This is a genomic window from Thioclava sp. DLFJ4-1 (assembly GCF_002020145.1).
In the GTDB taxonomy this organism is placed as follows: Bacteria; Pseudomonadota; Alphaproteobacteria; order Rhodobacterales; family Rhodobacteraceae; genus Thioclava; species Thioclava sediminum.
Genome location: NZ_MPZT01000006.1, coordinates 379,404 through 400,845, shown reverse-complemented (window position 1 = coordinate 400,845; position 21,442 = coordinate 379,404). Strand labels below are relative to the sequence as shown.

General features: G+C 63.9%; 20 protein-coding genes. 6 read left to right on the top strand and 14 right to left on the bottom strand.

The genetic code is table 11. The annotated features are described in order from the left end of the window. Nucleotides 1–18 precede the first annotated feature (18 nt). Nucleotides 19–216 (top strand): CsbD family protein, encoded by a 198-nt coding sequence (locus tag BMI85_RS19655; RefSeq protein WP_078522745.1) that lies wholly within the window; start codon nucleotides 19–21, stop codon nucleotides 214–216. Between the two features lie 169 nt (nucleotides 217–385). On the opposite strand, the gene BMI85_RS21500 is transcribed toward BMI85_RS19655, so the two are convergent. From BMI85_RS21500 to BMI85_RS19640, 3 genes are all read right to left on the bottom strand, one after another. After that, nucleotides 386–1,582, bottom strand: coding sequence for a hypothetical protein (locus tag BMI85_RS21500; RefSeq protein WP_078602471.1), 1,197 nt, complete (start codon nucleotides 1,580–1,582; stop codon nucleotides 386–388). Next, complete coding sequence (locus tag BMI85_RS19645) at nucleotides 1,579–1,998, bottom strand: phage holin family protein (protein ID WP_078541429.1); 420 nt, start codon at nucleotides 1,996–1,998, stop codon at nucleotides 1,579–1,581. The genes BMI85_RS21500 and BMI85_RS19645 overlap by 4 nt, the downstream gene beginning before the upstream one ends. 109 nt (nucleotides 1,999–2,107) lie before the next feature. Continuing rightward, nucleotides 2,108–2,302, bottom strand: coding sequence for a PLD nuclease N-terminal domain-containing protein (locus BMI85_RS19640; protein ID WP_093477206.1), 195 nt, complete (start codon nucleotides 2,300–2,302; stop codon nucleotides 2,108–2,110). 177 nt (nucleotides 2,303–2,479) lie between these two features. Between BMI85_RS19640 and BMI85_RS19635 the strand changes: the two genes are divergently transcribed. After that, entirely contained in the window at nucleotides 2,480–2,653 is a 174-nt protein-coding gene (locus BMI85_RS19635; protein ID WP_075776656.1) for a DUF1328 domain-containing protein, read from the top strand. A 51-nt stretch (nucleotides 2,654–2,704) separates the two neighbouring features. On the opposite strand, the gene BMI85_RS19630 is transcribed toward BMI85_RS19635, so the two are convergent. From BMI85_RS19630 to BMI85_RS19615, 4 genes are all read right to left on the bottom strand, one after another. Next, nucleotides 2,705–3,367 (bottom strand): CerR family C-terminal domain-containing protein, encoded by a 663-nt coding sequence (locus tag BMI85_RS19630; protein ID WP_168174820.1) that lies wholly within the window; start codon nucleotides 3,365–3,367, stop codon nucleotides 2,705–2,707. Between the two features lie 123 nt (nucleotides 3,368–3,490). Beyond that, nucleotides 3,491–4,270 (bottom strand): MipA/OmpV family protein, encoded by a 780-nt coding sequence (locus BMI85_RS19625; protein WP_078522741.1) that lies wholly within the window; start codon nucleotides 4,268–4,270, stop codon nucleotides 3,491–3,493. Between the two features lie 89 nt (nucleotides 4,271–4,359). Continuing rightward, nucleotides 4,360–5,994: a hypothetical protein gene (locus tag BMI85_RS19620; RefSeq protein ID WP_078602469.1), complete on the bottom strand. Its 1,635-nt coding sequence runs from the start codon at nucleotides 5,992–5,994 to the stop codon at nucleotides 4,360–4,362. An 80-nt stretch (nucleotides 5,995–6,074) separates the two neighbouring features. Beyond that, on the bottom strand, nucleotides 6,075–7,883 hold the full coding sequence (locus tag BMI85_RS19615) for an alkaline phosphatase PhoX (RefSeq protein WP_078551082.1): 1,809 nt from the start codon (nucleotides 7,881–7,883) through the stop codon (nucleotides 6,075–6,077). A gap of 319 nt (nucleotides 7,884–8,202) precedes the next feature. On the opposite strand from BMI85_RS19615, the gene BMI85_RS19610 reads away from it, so the two are divergent. Continuing rightward, the gene (locus tag BMI85_RS19610; RefSeq protein ID WP_078570556.1) at nucleotides 8,203–9,096 is read left to right on the top strand and encodes a YihY/virulence factor BrkB family protein; all 894 of its coding nucleotides are present in this window, start codon (nucleotides 8,203–8,205) and stop codon (nucleotides 9,094–9,096) included. A 44-nt stretch (nucleotides 9,097–9,140) separates the two neighbouring features. Here BMI85_RS19610 and BMI85_RS19605 read toward each other — a convergent pair whose 3' ends face one another. From BMI85_RS19605 to BMI85_RS19585, 5 genes are all read right to left on the bottom strand, one after another. Continuing rightward, nucleotides 9,141–13,052 (bottom strand): translocation/assembly module TamB domain-containing protein, encoded by a 3,912-nt coding sequence (locus tag BMI85_RS19605; RefSeq protein ID WP_078602468.1) that lies wholly within the window; start codon nucleotides 13,050–13,052, stop codon nucleotides 9,141–9,143. Then, the gene (locus BMI85_RS19600) at nucleotides 13,052–14,845 is read right to left on the bottom strand and encodes an autotransporter assembly complex family protein (RefSeq protein WP_078602467.1); all 1,794 of its coding nucleotides are present in this window, start codon (nucleotides 14,843–14,845) and stop codon (nucleotides 13,052–13,054) included. The genes BMI85_RS19605 and BMI85_RS19600 overlap by 1 nt, the downstream gene beginning before the upstream one ends. A gap of 113 nt (nucleotides 14,846–14,958) precedes the next feature. After that, on the bottom strand, nucleotides 14,959–15,486 hold the full coding sequence (locus tag BMI85_RS19595; protein WP_093477209.1) for an NUDIX domain-containing protein: 528 nt from the start codon (nucleotides 15,484–15,486) through the stop codon (nucleotides 14,959–14,961). A gap of 135 nt (nucleotides 15,487–15,621) precedes the next feature. Next, the gene (gene secB / locus BMI85_RS19590) at nucleotides 15,622–16,134 is read right to left on the bottom strand and encodes a protein-export chaperone SecB (RefSeq protein WP_078522734.1); all 513 of its coding nucleotides are present in this window, start codon (nucleotides 16,132–16,134) and stop codon (nucleotides 15,622–15,624) included. A gap of 59 nt (nucleotides 16,135–16,193) precedes the next feature. Next, entirely contained in the window at nucleotides 16,194–16,721 is a 528-nt protein-coding gene (locus BMI85_RS19585; protein ID WP_078602465.1) for an FxsA family protein, read from the bottom strand. Nucleotides 16,722–16,839: 118 nt separating this feature from the next. Here BMI85_RS19585 and BMI85_RS19580 point away from each other — a divergent pair, with 118 nt between their 5' ends. From BMI85_RS19580 to BMI85_RS19570, 3 genes are read left to right on the top strand one after another with little or no spacing between them, the layout of a single operon-like run. Beyond that, complete coding sequence (locus tag BMI85_RS19580; protein ID WP_078602514.1) at nucleotides 16,840–17,499, top strand: Tim44/TimA family putative adaptor protein; 660 nt, start codon at nucleotides 16,840–16,842, stop codon at nucleotides 17,497–17,499. Between the two features lie 5 nt (nucleotides 17,500–17,504). Next, complete coding sequence (locus BMI85_RS19575) at nucleotides 17,505–18,392, top strand: MltA domain-containing protein (RefSeq protein ID WP_246832601.1); 888 nt, start codon at nucleotides 17,505–17,507, stop codon at nucleotides 18,390–18,392. Further along, a complete protein-coding gene (locus tag BMI85_RS19570; RefSeq protein WP_078602464.1) occupies nucleotides 18,389–18,982 on the top strand; it encodes a Smr/MutS family protein in 594 nt (197 codons plus the stop codon). The genes BMI85_RS19575 and BMI85_RS19570 overlap by 4 nt, the downstream gene beginning before the upstream one ends. On the opposite strand, the gene BMI85_RS19565 is transcribed toward BMI85_RS19570, so the two are convergent. Beyond that, complete coding sequence (locus tag BMI85_RS19565; protein ID WP_078602463.1) at nucleotides 18,979–20,070, bottom strand: alpha/beta fold hydrolase; 1,092 nt, start codon at nucleotides 20,068–20,070, stop codon at nucleotides 18,979–18,981. The genes BMI85_RS19570 and BMI85_RS19565 overlap by 4 nt on opposite strands. 61 nt (nucleotides 20,071–20,131) lie before the next feature. Then, complete coding sequence (gene hslU / locus BMI85_RS19560; RefSeq protein ID WP_078602462.1) at nucleotides 20,132–21,439, bottom strand: ATP-dependent protease ATPase subunit HslU; 1,308 nt, start codon at nucleotides 21,437–21,439, stop codon at nucleotides 20,132–20,134. Between the last annotated feature and the right edge of the window lie 3 nt (nucleotides 21,440–21,442).

The following is a 21,442-nucleotide window of genomic DNA, read 5'->3' as shown; positions in this document are numbered from 1 at the left end:
CTTGAAAGGAGTGACGCCATGAATTGGGATCAGATTAAAGGCAGCTGGAAAGAAATGAAGGGCAAGGCCCGCGAGAACTGGGGCGAGTTGACCGACGACGAACTTGAGGAGGCCGCAGGCCATCGCGAGCAGATGGTCGGCCTGATCCAGAAGAAATACGGCAAGACGAAAGAGGACGCCGAGCGCGAAGTCGACACCTGGTCGAGCTCGGTCTGATCTTCGGAATTAGACCCTATTCCAGCGTAAAACAGCATAAACCGGCGTCGCAGAGATTGCGGCGCCGGTTCCCTTTTGCGGGTCGGTCACGGGCAGCGAGCGCCATGACCGCCAAGCAAAAAGGCCGGGCACGAGGCCCGGCCTTTTCCAATTAGGTCCACCGATCGGATCAGTGGGTGGTTTTCGGCGCCGACGAGGACGTCGGGTTGGTCGAGGACGCGCTCGACGTGGACGAGGAGGACGACGACGAATGGTTCGCCTTCACCTTCTCGGCCGCCTCGTGGGTCTTCGCCTCAGCCTTGGACGCGACCTCTTCGGCCTTGGACTTCGCGGCATCCTTGGCCTCTTCGGCCCCGGCGCGCACTTCCTCTTCGCCTTTCTGCAGCGACTGGCCGACATCGCGCAGCGCGCGGTTGGCTTCCTCTGCAAGCTGGCGCGAGAGGCGGTCGATCAGCTGCTCTCCTGCGGCCATCGCCTGATCGCCGAAGTCGCGTGCAGCACTGCGTGCCTCGTCACCTGCCGAGCTCATCACCGAGCGGGCGGTACGCTTCAGTTCGTCGGTGAACTGGTCGGCAACCTTGCCCGCGCGGCGCTTCTCGTCGCGGTAGAGGCGCTCGGCCTCGTCGAACAGACGGTTCGCCCGCGGGCCGAAGCTGCGGCGGCTGACATTGACGTCCGGCTTGGGCACCGCGTTGAAGATCGCGGCACCGATTGCGAAGCCGATAGCGGCGGCGATCAGCGGGTGATCCTTGACCATCTGCTTGCTCGTCGACCCGGCTTGGGTCGCACCGTCCTGCAGGCGAATCCGGGCGGAATAGGCTCTTTCACGGGCCCGCACCACGCGGTCGCGCGCATCCTCATTGAGGTCGCTCAGACCCGAGGACAGCGAGTTGCGCAGGTCGCTCGCGAATTTCTGCATCACCTCGGAGCGCTCCTTGACGAAGTCGCGCGCCTTGTCGGTCGAGCTGCGCTGCTCAGCCTCGAGATCTTCGAGACGCACCGACGCATCGTGGCGCAGCGTGTCGATCTCGTCGATCCAGCCATCGGCACCCGCTTCGCTCGGCATCACGAGCGGATCGGCATCGGCCACGAGATTTTCTTCCTCGACGGTGGCGGAGTTGCGCTGGCGCAGCAGGAACCATGCGATACCGGCACCCGCGAGGGCGAAGGCCACGGGGTTCTTGCGCACGGCCTGTTCGGCACTGCGCGCCGCCGGCGCCGCGTAGTCGCGCACGACTTGCGACACTTGATCGGAGAGATAGTCCGGCGCGATGCGGCCGGTCAGATCGCCGAGCGTCGATGCGAGATCGGCACGGTCCTGGCGCAGACGGTTCTCGATTTCCTCAATGGTTTTCTTCTCGGTCATTTGAAGCTCTCCTTAAGCGCCTGCGCGTCAGCAGACAGGTTTTCCTTGAGACGGGTGGGTGGGCTCGACACTTTGCGCAGCTTCGACGCAGCGATGAGCGCCGCGATGATGCCGAGGATCAGAAGCACCACGCCGACGATCAACGTCGCGGGGCCCCGGTCGAGGCCGGCCCATTCCAGCCCGTAGATGGCGGATTGCGTCAGGGGGAAGATCGCACCGAGCGCGAAAACCAGGGCAACCGCGCCGAGAATGACGGCATTGCGCGCAAGACCCGCCCGATGGGCAGCTTCGGCGCGCACCAATTCCGCCTCGGTCCGTGCGATCTCGCGCGTCTGCTCGATCACCCGGTTCAGCAAATCGGTCACCGTTCCCCGGCCCTCGTGGCCGTCAGGTTCTTCGGTCTCGTGGTAACTCATCGACCTCTCCCAAACATGTCACGGCCTCTTGCCGCGATTTCTGTGGTTCCAACGCGGGTTGGGGAATGCGGTTCCTTGAGGCTCTCCGCAGCCGCCCCCCTTGATTTCGTCACTTCGAGGCGCGCGGCCCGGCCACCAGCCAGATCAGGAAACCGATCAGCGGCAGGAAGAAGACGAGAAGCGCCCAGAGCACTTTCTTGCCGGTGCTGGAATTCGACCCGACGATCGAGACCAGCGCCCAGATATCAAGTGCGAGAAGTAAGATACCCCAAAAGCCGCCGAGGCCCGTCATATTCATTTCCATGTCCCCATCTCCCTTTTTCGTGAGGTTGTGAATCGCCGCCCAAACGCCGGAAAGCGCACGATGTTCCGCGGATTTACTGACTCAGGGTAATGGAACTTTCGGGAAAACGGCACGTTTGGATGTCATGAAAGCGCAGCACTCAGCGCTAATGTACGCAACATCCGAAGGAGAATACCCATGCTTGGTTGGGCTCTGACCTTTCTCGTTATCGCGCTGATTGCCGCGGCGCTCGGTTTTGGCGGCATCGCAGGCGCATCTGCCGGGATCGCACAGATCCTCTTCGTGGTCTTCCTGATCCTGTTCGTGGTGGCCATGGTCGCCCGGGCGGTAAAAGGCAAACCGCCGGTGTAACTGCGAAGACGCTAGGAATATTTCAGGCCGCTCCCGCCGGGGCGGCCTTTTTCATGCGTCGGGGGCGGTCTTGGCGCGCGCCTGCACCAGCATCGCATCCAGATTGTCTGTGACGACCCGGGAAATCTGCGCAGCCTCCGCCGCGCCGATTTCAGACCAGCCCATCTTCCGGCGCACGACCTCCGCGCCGAGCCGGAAATAAAGCACTTGCCCGATCATCGCGAAAACCCGCAGCGCGCTCTCCGGATCGTCCTCCGAGGTACCGCTCGCCCGCGCCCAAAGCCCCAGCAGCCGCCCATGCACGATCGAAATCAGGCGGTCATAAAGAATATCGAGCGTCTCGCCGCCTTCGGTCACTTCGCGCATCACGAAGCCGATCATCGAGGCCGCATCCGGCTGCGTAAGGATGCGCGAGATCATCGCCTCCATCAGCGCCTTGAGCTCCGCCTCCGCCGCCTCGGGCGAGAGCGCCTCCGGGAGCCCAAGAGGCCGCATCACCTCTTCCATGCGCCGCACGAATTCCAACGCGCAGGCGCGGCGCAGCCCTTCCTTGCCTTGGAAATGGTAGGAAATCGCAGCGACATTCGCGCCCGCCGCCTCGGCCAGTTCCCGCGTCGAGGTGGCCGCGAACCCTTTCGTCCCGAACAGGCGCATCCCGGCTTCAATCAGGGCGCGCGCGGTGCGATCACGGGCGGGTGGCTGTGTCTGGGTCATCGGCGCATCACGTCTGGAGAGGAAATCTGCCGCCAACATGCGCGGCGCAGCGCGAAAAAAGCAAGCCGCACGGGCGACCCATGCGGCTTGGCTTTACGTGTCTCGTAGGAAGCTTTGGCCCGATCAGAACGGGAAGCTCACCCGGCGGGTCAGCATCAGCGAAACCGAGCTTTGCTCGCGCGAGCCTTGCTGCACGATCGGGCTGTCCGCCGCATCGCCCTGCAGGCGATCGTAGTTCAGCTTGCCCTCGACCGCCCAGTCATTGCCCAGCTGATAGGTCGCCGACAGTTCCAGACCTGTCGAGACGAGGCCGCCATCGGGCGAATAGGCCGCCAGACCGCTCGCCGTGGATTCCGACGGGCTGATGCCGAAATAGGTGCGGTTGTAGAGACCCGAGCCATAGAAGACGCGCGGCCCGATGCTCAGCTTGAAATTGTCGGTCTTGATCGGTTTCCAGTCGGCGCCGATTTCCGCGACGACGGCGTTATGCCCGACCACGCCGTAACGCATATCGGCAAAAGCGCCCCATTGCGGCGCCTGATAGCCAAGCCCGAGACCCAGTTCGAGCGACGTGGTGACGTCGTCGAGACCCGCGATCTCGGAATAATCGCTGGAATTACGCCCGCCGACGAGGCGGAAGGAGCCATGCACGTTCGGGCCGAGCTTTTCGTAATTCGGATCGTCCGAGCCGAACCGCATCCCCTGCAGCGTGAAGCTGTTGAGCTTCACCTTCGCAGTGGGGCTGGTGTCGTAATGATCCGCGCCGAAATAGGACGGGGCATAGCGTGCGCCCGCGCCGATGGTGAAGGTCACGCCACTTTCTGCCTGCGCGCTCGCGGCGGTGCAGACAGCAGCGACCGCGATTGCGGCGCTTGCGGAAAGTTGGCGGATGACTTTTGCCATGATGGCGCTCCCGAAAAAATGTACCGATTTGCGCAAACACTGCCAATTGACGGCGAAAAACGCAATCGGCTGGCGCAGATTGGTTCAGATTAGCGGCGCTTATACCACGGCTGGGCGATTTCCTCGATCCCTGTGGGCTGATCCTGCTCCACTTCACGCCAGACCGTGCCGTCGACCGGAGCCACCGTCGCGTCGCGGCCTTGGGTGAAACTCTGGTCGCGCACGATCATCCGGTAGGCCGCATTCAGTGCATCGGCACGCTCAGGCGAGGGCAGGATCAGCGGGCCGATATCCTCGGCTAGAGCCGCCTCTTTCTCGGGCGGCAGCTTTCCCGCCTCGAGCCACTCCTCGATAACTTCGGCATTGGCGCGGAACTCGTCCCCTGCCCCGTTGGTGTGCAGGTAATGGGCGTAATCGCCGCTGCCATCGGCGCGGACCCGGTCGGGCGTGCCCGCCAGCCCCTTCTGCGTCCAGTGATACCAGCCGCCGCGATAGGCGCTTTTCCCCAGCTTGCGCGCGAAGGCGAAGGTGGAATCGTCGTTCACGCCCAGCGTGCCGTGGCAGCCGACACAGAACACGGTTTCCTCGAAGCTCTGCGGGCGCAGATCGCCCGTCGCATCCTCGATGAACCCCTGCAGCCGCCAGCCGAACGTGTTGGGCACGCCGGTCTCGGAACTGCCGAAGAACTGCTTGGTGCGGTCGGGAAAGGCGCTGTCTTCTTTCAATTCGGCCAGCGCGGTCTCTTCCAGATCGGCATAGCTCTCCCAATCCGTCTTGACCATGTAGCGCAGCTCTTTCAGCCGCGCCGCCAGTTCGATGCCAGCGGGCGTCGGGTCGATATAGCGCACCGAATGCACGAATTCCGTACCCTTGGGATAAAGCCCCGCGGCAAGCTGAGCGTCTTCGGCACCCGCGCGCCCGGCCCAATGCATCGTGATCCCGTCGAGCGGCGCGAAGGCGAATTTCACCACCTCCGCCTGCCCCATCATCCCGTCGCGGTCCAGATCGACGCCCATCGCGGCCTCATCGGTGGGCTCGATCGCGACATCGGCACGGGTGATCAGCGCCTGCACGATCGCGAGGTTGGTCTTGTAGGTGACGACATCCTCGACCCCGTCGGCACTCTGACGGAACGCCTCCGGCAGACGGATCATCACGTCATCGGTCGAGCCATTCGTCGGCCAGAATGTGCCGGGGAGCGGCTGATAGGCGAAGGCGCGCCAGCCGGTCAGGCGTCCATCGGGTCTGCGGTCGAACCCCTCCTCGTCGAAGGTGAATTGCACGTCGGGGATGTAGCCGTCCCATTCGCCATTGCCGTTCACGTCCCACGCCGCAGGCGGAGCAGCGAGCCTCTTAGCCAAGGCGATCCCGCCCTCGGCATCGTGGTAATTGTCCTGCCGCACATAGGCGCGGATCTCCGCGCTGTCGGTCGCGGCCACCTCGGCGCGGCGATCCACGAAGAGGTTGCGCCACGGGTTCTCGAGCGCAGGTCCCGGAAACGCATATTCGGTCTGCAGATCGGCATCGCGCACGTAATTGGGATGCCGCGGATAGGTGTGACAGGTCTGGCAGGGGTTATGCACCTCGCCCGCCGTGTCTTCCGTCTTGGTATAGCATTGCGGAGGAATATAGGCCGTCGGATTGTCCAGCACCGTGGTCTTCAGATCGACCGCCCCCGCCATCGTGGTCGTGCTCAGCAGCGCCAAAATCGAAATCCGCAGCATGCGTCAGTCCTCAGTCTTGAAAGAAAAGGCGAGGCCCGGGTCTCCGCCGGGCCTCGCCAGAAATGTCTCGCGAGCGCCCGTTACTGGGTCTTCGCGGTGGCATCCATCTGCGGGAACGGACCGACGTAACCCACATAGGCACGCGCCTGCGCCGGGTCGGTCAGCTTGTCTTCGTCGCTCTCGCCATAGGGGTGCTGGATGACCGCCATCAGGTAGCCGTGGCCGTTGACGTTCGGGTACCAGTAGGTCGAGGTGGTTTCCGAACCGTAGGGCGTCGACACGATGCGGGTCAGCTCCTTGGTGTCGGTGTTCATCGCCCAGATCGCGTCGTTCTGGTGGCCCGAACCGGTGTCTTCACCGATGATCAGCGTGTTGTAGCCCGGGATGTAGGTGATGTTGTCCGGGTTCGCGATGCCATTGATATCGCAGCTGTTCAGCTCGGCCGTGTCGCCGCACATGTCATGGGCCGGATCGCAGCTTGCGTCCTGTGCTTTGACCTTGTGCTCTTCGGTGAGCGGCTTGCCCGAGATCAGACCCATCATCTTCGTCGCGGTGAACTTGTCGTCCAGCGAGAGCGAGTAGACCGTGCCGCACTTGTTCTTCGGCAGCTTGATCGCGTTCATCCCGCCCAGATCCTGCTTGGCACCGTCTTCCATGCCCTTCTCGACAGCCGACATCGACAGATACATCTGATGCTTGTCGGCATCGTAGGTGATGCCTTCCATCTTGCGGAACTCGGTCGTGGCGCCCTTCATCGAAGCGTAGCGACGGGTTTCGAGACGCGAGGCAATCGCATCCATGCCGTCCTTGACCTTCAGACACTCGGGATTGCCTTCGGCGTTCGAAGCAGAGAACCCGTCGGCGCAGGAACCGTCTTCGCCCATCTCGGCGGTCTCGAAGAGATCCGAGAACTGGGTGCCGGCTTCGATCGCCTTCTGGATCGTCGCATCGTCGGCATGGCCCAGATCGACCCATTCCAGATCGGCCGCGCCGCCATTTTCTGCCGAGGTCTGGTTCCACTTGGCCGCGTACAGCGTCCCGGCGCTCAGGTCGCCTGCGGTGTCGGCTTCAAAGCGGAACAGGCCCACATTGGTGCCGTCATCCGAGATATAGGCGGTTTTCTGGTCGGGCATGACATAGGCCAGCTCGACAGCCACGCGGCCCATCGCGAAATGCTTGTCAGCCTTGGCCGAGCCGTCTTCCGAGACGGTGATCTCGGTCGGGTAGCCATAGCGATAGGGCTTATACGCGTCGCGGAACTGCTCGAGGCTCATGCCCTCGGGGTTCACGCCCGCATAGCGCACCATCGGGAAGTCGTAATCGTCGATCTCGTCGAGCGAGGTCGCCGCTTCGATCGCGCGCGCATCGGCCGGGTATTCTTCCGAGCCCAGATGGGTCTCCCACGGCGTCACGGACCCCGCGCAGGGCACCCAGAGACCGTGATATTCGGAAAAGTCGATCGGCTTGGTGGAGACCAGCTTCAGGTTGCCGTCCGCATCCTGCTCGACTTCGCTGAGATACATCGCACCGGGGCGCGATTCAAAATGCGTCACCGAATAAAGCTTGTCGCCCTGGCGGAGGAGCGAGGTGAAATCGGCGGAGTCCGAGATATGCTCGGAGCCGTCGGCCGACTTGACCGGGTTGCCGTCCTTGTCGGTCAGCAGGGCGAAGGTGTTGTCACCGATCTTGTCGCCCGAGCGCGCCATCACGTGATAGCCGATCTTGTAATCCTTGCCGTCGATGGTGACCGTGTCGGAGGCGATGGCCTGACGTTTGGCGGCGTCGTCCTTGGCGAAAGGAACGGGCGAGAAAGAGATGTCACCGGCATGCGCCGCAAACGGCAGCACAGCGATAGCGGTGGCTTGGAGGAGGGTCGTACGAAGCGACATGGCTGATCCCTTGGCTAGTTGCGTTCACGACGCTCCTAACGGCGAAGTGATTCCCTTTTGTGACAATCTGGCGCTTTCGTGATCCTGGCCCCGACCACGGGCGGAGGGCGCGCGTGGCTCGGCCCGTACTGATATGCGCCTTGGCCAAAAATAGACCCTATTCCAGCATGTTTTCGTGTTTCCGGCCCTGTCTGGCACAGACACGATCCGGCGCGCGCGGCGCCAAGCGCCTGAGACGCAACAGCTTTCAGCAAAGCGCGGACCCTGCGTTGCGATCACGCGGGGCTTGAGCAATGGTGAATGAAACGAGGAGTAGCGCGTGAGAGAAACGGCGAAATTCGCGGTCAGCCTGTTCGGGCGGCTGTTCCAATCGAATATCACCCTCGTGTCGGCGGGGGTCGCCTTCTATTCCATGCTCGCGATCTTCCCCGGCATCTCCGCGACCATCGCCCTCTGGAGCGCGTTTGCCGATCCGACCGTGATCCGCACCTATCTCAACGTGGCGGATGATTTCATCCCGCCCGAAGCCTATGCGCTGATCAACGACCAGATTCAGAACTGGCTGATCGGGCCGCGCGCGACAATCGGGCTCGGCGTGATGTTCTCTGCCGCCGTGACCCTGTTCTCGGCCCGCGCGGGTGTCGCGGCGTTGGTGCTCAGCCTCAACGTGATCCACGGCACCCGGCCCCGCGCGACGATCTGGAGCTTCATCATGGGCTACCTGATGACGATCGCGCTGGTCGGCGTGATGCTGGCCGCGATGGCGACGGTGGTCGTCGTCCCCGTCGCCATCAACTTCCTGCCCTTCCACGAATATTCCAAGATTCTGCTCTCGGGTCTGCCTTGGGCGGCGATGCTTTTGCTGATGCTGACCGCGCTCGGAATTCTCTATCGCTACGGGCCAAATACCGAGGGCAAGCGCGATCCGATCCTGACGCTCGGCGCGGTTCTGGCGACGGCGCTCTGGGGGCTCAGCTCGATCGGGCTGACCTTTTACCTGTCGAATTTCGGCAATTACAACAAGATCTACGGCTCGATCGGGGCGGTAATCGCGCTTCTCGTCTGGCTCTATCTCAGCGCCTTTTCGGTGCTGATGGGGGCCGCGCTGAACGCAGAGCTCGCCGCCTTCCGCAAGCGTCGCGCGCAAGAGAAACTCCGCGACGCGATTGAGGGCGACGACGAGGCTAAGGCCAAGGAAGCCTCCTCGTCATAAGTTTCACTTATTTCCGGGCGCGGAAATGAAGTGAAACTTATGGATCAGTAGTTCTTCTCGAAATAGAGGCCGACCCCGCTCTTGCCGTCAGAGCCGACGGTGCCGCGCGCGGTGAGGCTCTTGGTCACATCCAGATTGAGGTTGATCTGCGAGGTGCCGTCGCCGCCCACCGTGACATCGGTATAGATATTGTCCGACAGGTATTTCCCGACCTTGAGCTGGGTGTTGCCCTGCGCATCGGTCGAGACGTCGAAATCATCCAGCCCGAAATTCTTCCGCAGCTTGCCGATGATCCCTTCGCCGCCCTTGCCCGCGAGCGTCGCGACTGCCGAGGCCAACTGCGCCGCCTGCAAGGGCGAGAGATTGTCGATGGACCGCCCGAAGATCAGCCGCGCCAGAACCTCGTCCTGCGGCAGGTCGGGCGAGGACGCGAACGTCACCAGCGGCGCATTCGCCTGCCCCTGAATGTTGATCGAGATCGTGTAATCTTCCTGCGTCGTCGTCGCGGTGAAGTCGATATAGGGTACCAGCGCGCCTTGCAGCGCGATCCGGCCCTGATCGAGCGTGAAGCGCTGGCCCAGAATGTCGAGCCGACCGCGCACAAGCGAGAACTGCCCGATCGGGATCACGTTCGCCGTGGTGCCGGTGATCCTCAGCGAACCGCCAAGCTCCGCATCCAGACCCCGGCCGCGCACGAAGATGCCGCGTTCGGAGGCGATGGTGACATCGAGCGGGAACGACGGACCGGAGGCCTTCGCACCACCGCTCGCATCGCTCTGGCCATTGTTCAGCAGGCTCGCACGCTTCAGCGTCTCGCGCACCGCACCGCTCTCGCCGACATGCTGGATCCCGTCGGGGACCGAAGCCCCGCCGCCGACGCCCGAGGAGGGCACCCGCAATTCGGTATCGCTCAGCGTGATGCGCCCGGCGATTTTCGCACCGCCGGTCAGCGGCCCGTCCATCGTGATCGTGCCCGAGGCGCGCGTGTCATACAGCTCGGGATCCTTCAGCCGCGCGCGGTCGAAACGGATCGTCAGATTGCCGTTATAGGGCGCGGAGAGGTTGATCGGGCCGTTGACGGTGATTTGCCCGCCCGTGCCCAGCCGCCCGGTCACGCCAAGCTGCGCGCTGCCATTCGAAAGCTGCACGCGCGTGTCGACGTTTTCCAGAACCATGCCGAGATTGGGCGCGACAACCTTCGCGCCATTCGACGTCACCGTGCCCGACAGTGCCGCGAGCCCCGGTTTGCCGTTCATCCGCAGATCGAAGCTAAGCGGGCCCTGGACCGAGCGCGGCTCGATGAAGCTGTTGGCGAGCGCGGTCTGCGCCTGCCCGGTGATCGAGAGATCGGCATCGGCGAAATTCGTCGCCATGCGCCCCGAGACCTTCGCGTCCAAGCCGCCCGGCCCGGTGCCCGAGAGGTTCAGATTATACCCAGAGCCATCCTCGGTGACCGTGCCCGACACCGTCACCGGTCCCGGGAAGCCCGGCGCGAGCAGCGCGGCATTGGCGAGGCGCGCGTTCAGGTCGACCTTGCGCGAGGTCTCGCCCGCGGTCCCCTTGGCGGAGACGTCGAGCTGCGGGTTCTTCAGGTCGAGGTTCTGCACTTCGACCGCGCCGTTCGCATATTTGGCCTGCAGCGAGAGGTTCGTCGTTCCCGCCAGAAGCTTGTCCGCCTCGGGCTGACCGATGGCGAGGAATTTGCCGGTGCCGTCGAGCGTCAGCCCATAGGTCGCGCCATCCATCGTCGCCGTCGCGTCGGCCACGAGCGTGCCGCCATATTTCGCGCCCAGCACCGACAGATCCTTGGTGTCGAGATGGGCGGTCACCTTGCCCTTGTCGCCATCTAGATTGCCCTGCGCCTGCAGCTCGCCTGCCGCGGTTTTCACATCGAGCGAGTCGAGCGTCATGCTGGCATCGCTGCGGGTGCCAGTGACGGAAAACTCCGACCGTCCCGCCAGCGCGCGGTCCACCTCGGGGATACCAATCGCGAGGGAATTTCCGGTGCCTTTGAGCGTCACGCCATAGGTGCCGCCATTCAGCGTCACAGTCGCATCGGCGGCCAACTTGCCGCCATATTGATCGCCCAGCAGCGACAGGTCATTGGTGTCGAGCGTGGCGGTCAGTTTACCGTTCTCGCTCGCCAGATCGCCCTGCGCCTGAAGCGTGCCGGCGCTTGTCTGCACGTTAAGCGAATCCAGTGTCAGCCCGGTCTCGTCCCGCTTGGCCGAGATCGCGATTTCCGACCGGCCCGCCAGCGCACGATCCGCCTGCGGCTGGTCGATCGAGATGTCCTGACCGACGAGGTTGAGATTGGCGTCGAAGGCGCCGCTGAGAACGGTGTATTTCCCTGCGACCGTCATCCGCGCCGCGCCGCCGAGATCACGCCCCGCCAGACCCGACAGCATAGAGAGGTTCGAATGGTCGACCTGCGCCGCGCCCTCGATGGTGACGCCCTCGCTGATATTGTCGATCGTGAGGTTCGAATTCAGGCTGTAGCCGGTGCCCTTCAGCGCCAGTTGCGACAGGCGCAGCGGCTTGTCCTGCTGCCACGAGAAGACGGTGCGCAGGGTGACGGCGCTGCCCGCGGCGGCGCTCAGCTTCGGATCGGACAGCTCCAGCCCGTTGATGCCCAAGAGCACGGTACCGCCCGCAGAGGGCGGCGAAGCCTGCCGGATGCGGCCCGAACCCGAAAGGTTCGCGGTCAGCATCTTTGTGCCATCCTCGCGGCGCAGCTGGTTCAGACGGCCGGTCAGCTTCCAGCCATCGCCTTCGGCCTTGTCATAAGAGAGATCGAGCGTACCCGATTGCACATAGGTTTTCGGCCCCGAGATCGGCAGCAGCACCTCTTGGCCATCGCCGAGGCCGAGCTTGGCGGTGAGGTCGAATTTCACCGGCATGTTGTTGGCGCCGGTCTGCGCCGAGCCGTTCAGCTGCAGCGCGCGCGATTTCAGATCGAGCGTATTGAGCGTCGTCTGACCCGAAGCCGTGCGCGTGCCATCCGCGACCAGCGCGACCTCGTTGCCGAAGAATTCGTGGTAGTCAGGCGGCAGGAGCGGACGGATATCGCCGCCCAGCGCAACGGAGAAGGTCGTGACCTTGTCGCTGCCTTCGGGTGCGCCCTCGGGCAGTTTGCTACCCACCGAGACTTGCCCCGCCAGACGCTGCTGACCTTCGGTGCTCAGCACGATATCGGCGGTGAAATCGTCGAGCGGGCCCTTGCCCGAAACGGCGAGCGTCATCGCCGGATTGCCCGGCAGGCCGATCTTCTGGACGATGATCCCGTTCTTGCCCTCGTCCACCAGCAGGTCGAGGCCCAGTTCGCGCGTGGCGTTTTCGTAGGATGCGGTGAGGGAGAACTGGCCCTTCTTGTTGTCGATCCGGGTGATGTCGAGCTTGGCGTTGCCCTCGCCCCCTGCGAGCGACATCGAGCCAGAGACTTTGACCGTCGCCTCTTGCCCGAGGATCGGCTCGCCGAGGATCACCTTCTGCGCGTCGATCTTGCCGATCTGCACCGAGACGGGCAGGTCAGGAAGCTGGAACGGCTTGGCCTCCGGGCTGGGGGCGGTCGAGCTGCTCTCGGAGGTCGGCAGGCGCGGCAGGTCGATCTCGGCGGCGGAGAGCTCGTCGATCTCGATCTTGCCGGTCAGCAGCGCCGTGCGGTTCCACTGGAGTGCGCCATCCTTGATCGTGATCCACGCGCCGTCCTTGTCGGAGATCGTGAGCTGATCGAAGGTCGCCCGCGAACTGAGCGCCCCCGAGAACCCGTCGAGCCGCACGGTACGCCCGGCGCCCGAGAGGTTATCCTCGATCAGACCGGTCAGATAGGAGCGGTCGCGCTGCGTCTGCTCGTCGGTCGCGGCCCCTGCCCCGTCCGCGGTCTGCGGCGCGCTGTCCTGCGCGGTGGCGACCAGCGGCGTGAGGCAGAAAGCGAGAAGGATAGCGAAACGTTTCATCAGAAGGCCTGCCCGATACCGATATAGAGTTGCGCCCCCGATCCGGTGCCGCCCGAGACCGGGAAGCCGACGTCGAGGCGGATCGGGCCGATGCCCGTCTTGTAGCGCAGGCCGAGACCCGCGCCCGCCTGCGAGCCCGAGTCGCCGCCGCCCGCGATATAGCCGTAGTCGTAGAAGGCGACCGCGCCGATCTTGTCGGTGATGCCGATGCGCGCCTCGCCCTGGAAGCCCACGAATTCGGTGCCGCCGGTTTTCAGCGTGCCGCCGTCGAGCACTTCGACGCCAAGCGACTGGTAGGGCTGGCCGCGCACGGTGCCGCCGCCGCCCGAATAGAACAGATAGTCGCGCGGGGTTTCCTCGAGATCGGAGCCATAGACCCCGCCAAGCTGCAAGCGTCCCGCCAGCACGAAGCGATTGTCCTGCCCGAAGCCGCGATAAGCGCGCAGATCGCCCGTGACCTGAGCCCCGGTGCCGGTATCGCCGCCGATCCCCACGAAGGGCGTCACGCCGGCTTGAATGTAATAGCCCTTGGTCGGGTCGAGCTTGTTGTCGCGATCGTCCCAGGTGAGTTTCGTGGGCAGATAGACCTGCCGGAAATAGGTCTGCCCCGAGTCGTCCGTCACCTTGGACCAGCCGTAATTGATTGAGACGTCGCCGGTCAGCTTGTCGTTGAAGATCCGCGTCAGACCGAAGCCGATATCGAAGGCGTTCTCGGTGTAATCCTCTTCGTTCTTCTGGCTGATCTCGGTCGTGATATAGGCGCTGGTTTCCGGGTTGAAGGTCGCGGGGCGGTCGATCCGCGCACCGATCGAGTAATCGGTGCCGCCCGTCGCGCCGCCGATGCCGGAGATGCCCGCATCGACGCGGAAACGCTCGCCGCCGCCGAAGAGGTTGCGGTGCAGCCAGTAGCCGTTGAGGCCAAGCCCGTCGCTGGTGCTGAGTTCCGCGCCAAGGCCGATCTTGCGCTTCTTCTGCTCGACCACGGCAAGGTTCACATCGAGGCTGTCATCGGGGTTGAGCGTCTTCGCCTCGGTGATCGCGACCGAGGAGAAAATCCCGGTGCGCTGCAGCCGCGACTGAACCTTATCGAGCTTCTTCGGATCATAGACCTCGCCGGTGGGAAAACCCGCGATCTCGCGCAGGCGCTTCGTGCGCAGGCGCTTGTTGCCGGAGGTCTCGAGCCGCCCGAAGGTCACCAGCGGCCCCGGTGCCAGACGCACGTCGGAGGCCAGCTGATTGGCACGGTGATCCGCGACGATGTTCTGATAGGAGACTTCCGCCTTGGCATGGCCCGCATCGCGCCAGCCGGTTGTAGCCGCGCTCGCCGCATCGACGATCACGCCCGATTTCGCGACCGCACCGACCTTGTAGCCCTCGGGCAGATCGGTTTTCGGCGCGACCGGCGCGATATCGGCACGCGAGAAGGTGAATTCGGGGCCCGGCGTCACGGTCACGGTGACGTTGTTCACCGTCGAGGGCGCATCGAGCGGCGGGATCGTGGCGGCCTCGCGCCCGTCGAGCTTGATCGACACGGTCCCGGAATACCGCCCCTCGGCGAACAGCGCCGAGACGATGCGATTATAATCGGCGCGCGCCTCGGAGAGCACGTCCTGCGCGTCCTTGCTGTCGTCATCTGCGGATTGCACCAGAAGCGATGCGCCCTTGATCGTATTGCGCAGATCGTCCGACGCGCCGGGAGTATTAAACTTTAACGAATATGCGAGTGCCGGGGTCGCGAGGATCGCAAGCGCCGCCACGCTCAAATGAAAAACTCGGATGGTCTTCGGTCCCATTACTCATGCCCCCGCCCAATCGAGAGCAGAGTTACAGGTAAGCGATGCGAAAGCTAGGGCAAGCGCGGAATTCCGCGTAGCAATTTAAGGCAATCGGCAGAAATCCCCGCCGCTCAGCAGATCAGGGCGGGCAGGATGCGGGAGATATGCTCGTGCATGTAAAACCGGAGCCAGCGCGAGAACCGATCGGGATAGCGCCGTACCTCGGCACCGAGGTCGTAAAGACCGATCCAGCGGGTCTCCGAGACCAGCTCGGGATCGGGATTCACGGTAAGGCCGCGCTGCGCATAGGCGATGTAGATATCGGTTACTTCGTGCTCGACGAGCCCGTCGCCGATATCCATCCGGTATTCGATGCGGTCGGCATGGGCGGGATAGAGCCCCTCGATGCCCAGTTCCTCGCGCAGCCGCCGGAGCGCGCAGGTCTCGGGGCGCTCCCCCCAATCGGGGTGACTACAACAGGTATTCGACCAGAGACCGGGAGATTGCAGGCAGTTTTCCGAGCGCTTCTGCAGAAGGAGCTTTTCGCCATCCATGACGAAAATGGAAACCGCCCGGTGGCGGATCCCTTCGCGATGCGCATCCATCACGTCGACAGGGGCGAGCGTGCCCTCGATCCATGCCTGTATCTGGCCCATGATACCTCTTCTGAATCCGATGATCCTGCCCGGGTCGCGGACGGGATCACCGTTACAAAATGGGTCCGTGACAGGCCAGAGTCACGGTGTCAGCTTGTCCCTGAGGCACGATGCCGCGCCTCAGGCCAGCTTGACGAATCAGACCGTCGTGGGCGCCTCGGTCTGCTGACGACGCGCCAGTTCGTTGCGATACAGCGCGACGAAATCGACGATTTCGAGGTTGAAGGGCGGGAAGCCACCGTCGCGGGTCACATCCGAGACGATGCGGCGCACGAAGGGGAACAGCTGGCGCGGGCATTCGATCAGCAGGAACGGATGCAGCTGATCTTCCGGCACGCCTTCGACGTGGAAGATGCCGCCGTAATCGAGCTCGAGCAGATAGAGCGTCGCGCCGTCCGACTTGTTGTTCGCGGTGATCTTGAACTTGGTGATCACCTCGTACTGATGCTCGGCGTTGCGCTTCTTGGCATCGAGCGACACCTGCACCTGCATCTCGGGCTGGATGTCGCTGGTCTGCACGCCTTTCGTGGCGACGTTGTTCTCGAAGGACATGTCGCGCGTGAATTGCGCGAGGATGTTCATGCGCAGCCCTTGTTGCTCTTGCTGCGGATCCGCGGCGCCGTTGGTCTCGCCATTTGCTTCGTCAGTCATCGACCTCTCCCAAAATTAATTGTGCGAGGTTTAGCACCGGCAGAAAGAAGCCTCAATTCTCAATGACGCGTCCAGCCGGAGGGCCCGTCGGACGGCTTGCCGTTGGGATCGTCGCGATGGGTCATCTCCTCGACCTCTTCGGCATCGAGGATCTCCGGATCGCGCGGACGGTTCGGAGGTTCGCGGCGCGGATCGTATTGGGTCGTCGTCCGATACGCGCCGCCCATCTCGAATCGCTGCACCTTCACCCGGCTCGCCGCGGCTTTCATCACCCAGTCGCGAATTCTGGGGATCAGCAGCAGGATCCCGACCGTGTCGGTAAAGAAGCCCGGCGTCAGCAGCAGCACCCCGGCCACGAGGATCATCGCGCCATGCGCCAGCGGCCGCGACGGGTCGCTCAATTCATTGAGAGAGCTGCGCAGATCGTTGAGCGCCCGCGCCCCTTCCCGGCGTACCAGCGACGTGCCGACGATCGCGGTCAGCAACACGATCCCCAGCGTCGGCCACAGGCCGATGAGCCCGCCCACTTGAATGAACAGACCGATCTCGATCAGCGGCACGGCCAGAAAGGCCAGAAAGATCCACATGGCATCCTCTTTTATCGCGTCTCCGGGCAAGCTGCGCCGGTGGACTTGAACTAGTTGACGCCTTACATAAGTAGCCATTGACCTAGAAACAAACATGAAGCCAAACACAGGGGTCTCGATGTCCGGTGCCGTCATTCAGCTTATCGTCCTCGCGGCGATTGCGATCTTCCTGATTTTCAAGCTGAAAAGCGTGCTCGGGACCCGTGAGGGCTATGAAAAGCCGATCGCGCCCGAAACGCCGGACACGCCGGCGCCGAAGCGCGATTTCGACGTGATCGAAGGCGGTCCCGACCACGATATCATCGACAATGTGCCCGAAGGCTCGACCGCCGCCGTCGCGCTGGCCGCGATGAAGCGGGTCGAGCCGAGCTTCTCGGTGTCGGAATTCCTGCAAGGCGCGCGCGGCGCTTACGAGATGATCCTGATGGCTTTCGAGACCGGCGATCTGGAAAAGGTCCGACCCTTCCTGTCCGCCGAGGTCTACGAGGCCTTCGAGGGCGCCGTGGAAGCGCGCAAGGAGAAGGGTCTCGAAGTTCAGGCGGAATTCCTCGGCCTGCGCGAGCTGGTGCTGAGCAATGCCGATTTCGACCACTCCACGAAGGAAGCCGAAGTGACCGTGCGCTTCGGGGCCGAGATCATCTCGGTCGCGCGCGATGCCGCCGGAGAGGTGGTCGAGGGCGATCCCAAATCGCCGCGCAAGCAGCGTGACATCTGGACCTTCGCCCGCACGATGGGTGCGAATGACCCGAACTGGCAGCTCGTCGCCACGGGCGGCTGAAGCCGGTGGCGCTGTCCTTCGCCGATATTCCCGGCTGGGCCCGGGACGATCACGCCGCCGCTTGGGCGGCGTTTTGCGTTACGGCCGATCTCTATGGGATGGACACCGCCGGGCTGAACGATGCCAGAGCCGCCTTCGAGACCTATTTCGCCCCCTATGAAATCGTCCCCGAGGGGGCTGCGCATTTCACCGGATATTACGAACCCGAACTGCCCGGCGCGCGGGAGAAGTCCGACCGCTTCGCCTGGCCGCTTTATGCGAAACCGGGTGAAATAGGGTCTAATTCGCCGTGGTATACCCGCGCCGAGATCGCGGCGGGCGATCTGCTGGCAGGGCATGAACTGATTTGGCTGGAGAGCCCGATCGAAGCCTATCTCGCGCAGGTGCAGGGCTCGCTGCGGGTGCGGTTTGAAGGCGGTGGCAGCCTGCGGCTGGGGTTCGACGGCAAGAACGGGCATCCCTATCGCTCGATCGGCAAGGAGCTGATCGCGCGCGGCGCAGCCCCGGCCGGGGAGATGACGCCTGAGTTCATCCGACGCTGGGCCGCCGAGAACCCCGATCAGTTGCAGGGGCTGCTCGATCACAACCCCTCTTTCGTGTTCTTCCGAGTGTTGGATATCCCAGGTGACACCGGCCCCCTGGGCGCGATGGGGCGTCCGGTGAGCGCGGGACGCAGCCTCGCCGTAGACCCCGAGGTCGTGCCGCTGGGCAGCCCGGTCTGGATCGACTGCCCCGGCTTCGGGCAGCGGTTGATGGTGGCGCAGGACGTGGGCTCTGCGATCAAGGGCGCGGGGCGCGGTGATCTCTTCATCGGCACCGGCGCGGATGCCGGACGCATCGCGGGCGCGATCAACGCCAAGGGCCGGATGATCGGCTTGCGGAGGCGCGCATGAGCCGCAAACGCAAACTCAGCCCCGAGGAACGTGCGCTGTGGGATCGTGTGGCGTCGACCACCGAGAATTACCGCCCGAAAAAGGCCGATCCCGCCGAATTAGAGTCTTTTCTGACGCCCAAACCCAAGCCGAAACCGAAGGCCGAGGGGCTGCGCAGCTTTGAGCTGGGCCAGCACGCCAAGCCCTCGTCCAGCCGTCACGATCTGGCCCCGGAGCCGGGCGAGCATCTCGCACGTCAGCCCGTCACGATGGACCGCAAGGCGCATAAGGCGATGACGCGCGGCAAGCTAAAGCCCGAGGGGGTGCTCGATCTGCACGGGCTGACGTTGGCCGAGGCGCATCCCGAACTGATCCGCTTCATCCTGAATTCGCAAAGCCACGGCAAGCGACTGGTGCTTGTGATCACAGGCAAGGGCAAGCGCGGCGACGATGACGGTCCGATCCCGCGGCGGGTGGGCGTACTACGCCATCAGGTGCCGCAATGGCTGCGGATGATGCCGCTCGCGCCCGCCGTCATGCAGATCAACGAGGCGCATCTGAAACATGGCGGCGCGGGCGCCTATTACGTCTATCTGCGCCGGATCCGCTAACCGCCCGAGATCGGCGCGAGGATGATCTGCGTCGTATTCTCGACCGTCAGCACCACCGCATCGCCCAGCCCCGTGCGCCCGAACTGTTCGACCTCGAGAACCTCGGCCACTTTCTGCGCGCTGTCGAGCAACCGGATCAGCGCAGGCGAGGTGACGACGTTGAAATGCCCGTCGCCTGTGTTGAAGGCCGAGACGTTGATCAGCGTCACCTTGTAATGCGCGATGCTGGAGACGTCTTCCAGATTGCCAAGACGGTCACGCTTGCCCGACAGCCGCGCCGATAGCTGGAGCGCGCGATCCTTCGCGGAGGTGAAGATGATGAACGGCTGCGGCAATGCACCGATCGCGTCGGCCTGCGTCTTGAACACATCCACCGCGATGTCCGGCGAGATCAGGACCACCCCGGAAATCGTCGAAAATCGACCCTGTTTCTGCGCAATCGCCTCCTGACGCAGCACCTCCATCACCAGTTCCGCGCCCAGCGAATGCCCCACGATCAGGATGCGTTTCGCCCCGGCCGCGTTTAGATCGTCGATCAATCTCTCCAGCCCGTCGCGCGCGAACAGCACCGAATCCCGGTCATAGGCATAGCCCAGCACATTCGCCCGCGACGGCCAGGAATAATGCACGAGCACGCCAGGCAGATCGAAATCCGCGCCCATCTGCGCCATCCGGTACAGCCCCTCGGCGAAGGAGTTGTTGAAGCCGTGGACGAACAGCACCGCCTGCCCGTCATGTTTGCGCAGCGCCGTGCGCAGCTCCGACTGGAACGCAGGGCGCTTCATGTCGATTTCGGATTGCGAGACGAGGAATTGCTTGTCCGGGTCGACCGGCGAGGTGTCGGTCATCGGATAGGCGATCTCGGCCACCTCGCGGTCCGGGGGCGTCGCGACGTCGAAACGTGCGAGCCGCAGCTGCTGGCTGCGCGCGGTGCCGAAGGGTTGCCCGGTCTGCGGATCGGGCGCCCGGGTCGAGCCCACGAAAATAGACCGCGCATCGGCGACCGGGTGTTCAAGATAGGCAAGCCGCCCACGCGGTGCGCAGGCGGCCAAGCTCAGCATCAAGATCATGATCAGAAACCGCACCATCGCCCGTGCCTTGCATCCCTCCCGCAGGAGGATACCAGAGCGCGCGCGAGGTGCCAGTGCCCTAGAGGACGTAGCGGCTCAAATCGGTGTCGCGGGTCAGATCGCCCAGCTCGTTCTCGACGAATTCCGCATCGACGGTGACGCTTTGTCCGCCACGGTCGGGCGCGGTGAAGGACAGCTCCTCGAACACGCGTTCCATGACGGTATAGAGCCTTCTCGCACCGATATTCTCGACCGATTGGTTCACCTCCGCCGCGATCCTGGCGAGCGCCGCGATGCCGTCCTCGGTGAAGGCGACCTCGACCTCTTCGGTCTTCATCAGCGCCTGATATTGCCGGGTCAGCGCGTTGTCGGTCTCCGACAGGATGCGGGTGAAGTCCTGCTCGGTCAGCGCCTGCAGCTCCACGCGGATCGGCAGACGGCCCTGCAGTTCGGGCAGCAGGTCCGAGGGTTTCGCGATGTGGAACGCGCCCGAGGCGATGAAGAGGATATGATCGGTCTTCACCGGGCCGAGCTTGGTCGAAACGGTCGTTCCCTCGATCAGCGGCAGCAGGTCGCGCTGCACGCCCTCACGGCTGACATCGGCCCCGCGCGCGTCCGAGCGCGCCGTGACCTTGTCGATCTCGTCGATGAAGACCATGCCGGAATGCTGCACGGCCTCGAGGGCTGCGGTCTTCACCGTCTCGTCGTCGAGAAGCTTGTCGGCCTCTTCCGAGATCAGCGTCTCGTAGCTCTCCGAGACCGTCATCTTGCGCCGCGTGGTGCGGTTGCCGCCGAAGGCTTTGAACAGGTCCTGAAGACCCTGCATCTGCTGTTCCATACCCGGCTGACCGCCCATCATCCCGAGCGGCATGCCGCCGGACTGATCGGCCACGTCCAGCTCGATGATCTTGTCGTCGAGCTCGCCATCGCGCAGCTTCTTGCGGAACATCTCGCGGGTGCTTTCGCGCGCATCGGTGCCGGCGAGCGCGGCGATCACGCGATCCTCGGCGGCCTGATGCGCCTTCGCCTTCACCTCTTCGCGCATGTAGTCGCGGGTCTGGACCATCGCGACATCGGCCAGATCGCGGATGATCTGCTCCACGTCACGGCCGACATAGCCGACTTCGGTGAACTTCGTGGCCTCGACCTTCAGGAAGGGCGCGCGGGCGAGCTTCGCCAGACGGCGCGAGATCTCGGTCTTGCCGACGCCGGTCGGGCCGATCATCAGGATGTTCTTCGGATAAACCTCTTCGCGCAGATCGTCGGGCAGTTGCTGACGGCGCCAGCGGTTGCGCAGCGCAACGGCGACGGCGCGCTTGGCGTCCTTCTGGCCGATGATGAAACGGTCGAGTTCCGAGACGATTTCGCGGGGGGTCAGATCGGTCATGGA